Origin of the sequence: Micromonospora endophytica, from assembly GCF_003236305.1 — a bacterium.
Classification (GTDB): Bacteria; Actinomycetota; Actinomycetes; order Mycobacteriales; family Micromonosporaceae; genus Micromonospora; species Micromonospora endophytica.
Genome location: NZ_POTX01000453.1, coordinates 1 through 1,460 on the forward strand (window position 1 = coordinate 1; position 1,460 = coordinate 1,460).

A 1,460-nucleotide genomic window follows, 5' to 3' on the forward strand; every position below is an offset into this window, starting at 1 on the left:
GGGCTGGCAGCGTCGGATGCTGGCGGGGCTGGCGGTCGTGGCGCTCTCCACTGGTTCGGGAGCGATCGCCGGCGGCTGGGTGGCCGGCCGGGGCGGTGTCGCGGGTCCGGCCGCCGCGTCGGCCGCCCCGGTGCCGGCCGAGCTGGTCACCGCCGCTGAGAAGACCGTGCCCGGCGTGGTGTCGGTGCTGGTGGGCGGGGTTCGCGGCACGTCGGCGAGCGGTTCCGGCTTCGCCGTCGACGCCGAGCAGCACATCATCACCAACGACCACATCCTGGCCAAGGGGCGTGGCGGCCCGGTGACCGTGGAGCTGCCGGACGGCAGGCGGTTCGACGCGGAGGTGGTGGGCCGGGAGCCGGGCAGTGATCTCGCGGTGCTCAAGGTGCCCGCCACGGCGGGGCTGGCGCCGTTGCCGTTGGCCAAGCCGGGTGCCACCCGGGTGGGGGAGCCGGTGCTGGCGGTCGGATCGCCGCTGGGACTGTCCGGGACGGTCACTGCCGGCATCGTCAGCGCGCTCGACCGTCAGGTGCGGCTCGGCGACAACCGGCACCGGGCGGTGCAGACCGACGCGTCGATCAACCCGGGCAACTCCGGCGGACCGTTGGTCAACGCGCGGGGCGAGGTGGTCGGGGTGAACACCGCCATCGCCACCATCGACGGCAACGGCTCGATAGGCATCGGCTTCGCCATCCCCATCGAACAGGTGCAACAGACGGCCGACACGATCATCGGAAAGGGCGGATAGCGTACGGAGGGTTACTGTCCGATTACGGGGAGATCGAGTTATCTGTCGGATTCTTGCTGAGGGATGATCGGCCCATGGAAATATCACGCTGAGGATGAATACTCGCGTGGGTGGAGCGTCCTTTCATCGCGGCCCTCCTGCTGGTGGGCCTGATCATCGGAAGTGGCGTCGGGTCGTCGTACGCCCGCGCCCGGCGGGGCTGGAACGACTACCAGACCGCGAAGAAGACCGTGCCCGGCGCCCGCCGCGCCGCCTGGTTACTGATCAAAGTGGTAAGTACGAAGATCGGGGTGATCATCCTGCTGCTGGTCGGGGCGGTCGCCTACGCCGCGGTGGGTGGGGAGGACCGGGACACCCCCTCCGCGCCGAATCCGAGCGTCACTCCGCAGGATCGGCCGGCGCGTTAGCCTCGTGGCGTGGACGATGGCGTACGGGTGACCGATGGCTGGGTGGTCCCCGCCGCTGAGCTGCGGGAACGCTTCTCCCGTTCGTCCGGGCCGGGCGGTCAGGGCGTCAACACCGCCGACTCGCGGGTCGAGCTGAGTTTCGACCTGGCCGGCTCGGCGAGCGTGCCCGAGTCGTTGCGGGCGCGGGCGCTGGACCGCCTCGCCGGCCGCCTCGTCGACGGGGTGCTGACCATCGCCGCGAGCGAGCACCGGGCGCAGCTGGCCAACCGGGAGGCCGCCCGGGAACGGCTCGCCGCCCTGCTGCGCGA

3 protein-coding genes are annotated in these 1,460 nt (G+C 71.5%); all 3 read left to right on the plus strand.

Annotated elements, in window-relative coordinates:
* Window positions 1–745: S1C family serine protease (locus C1I93_RS30420; protein WP_111246674.1), on the plus strand; the 745-nt coding region annotated here is incomplete at its 5' end.
* A 110-nt stretch (window positions 746–855) separates the two neighbouring features.
* Window positions 856–1,152 carry a hypothetical protein gene (locus C1I93_RS30425; RefSeq protein ID WP_111246675.1) on the plus strand — a complete coding sequence of 99 codons (297 nt, stop codon included), beginning with the start codon at window positions 856–858 and terminating at the stop codon, window positions 1,150–1,152.
* Window positions 1,153–1,161: 9 nt separating this feature from the next.
* On the plus strand, window positions 1,162–1,460 hold a 299-nt coding region (gene arfB / locus C1I93_RS30430), incomplete at its 3' end, for an alternative ribosome rescue aminoacyl-tRNA hydrolase ArfB (RefSeq protein WP_111246676.1).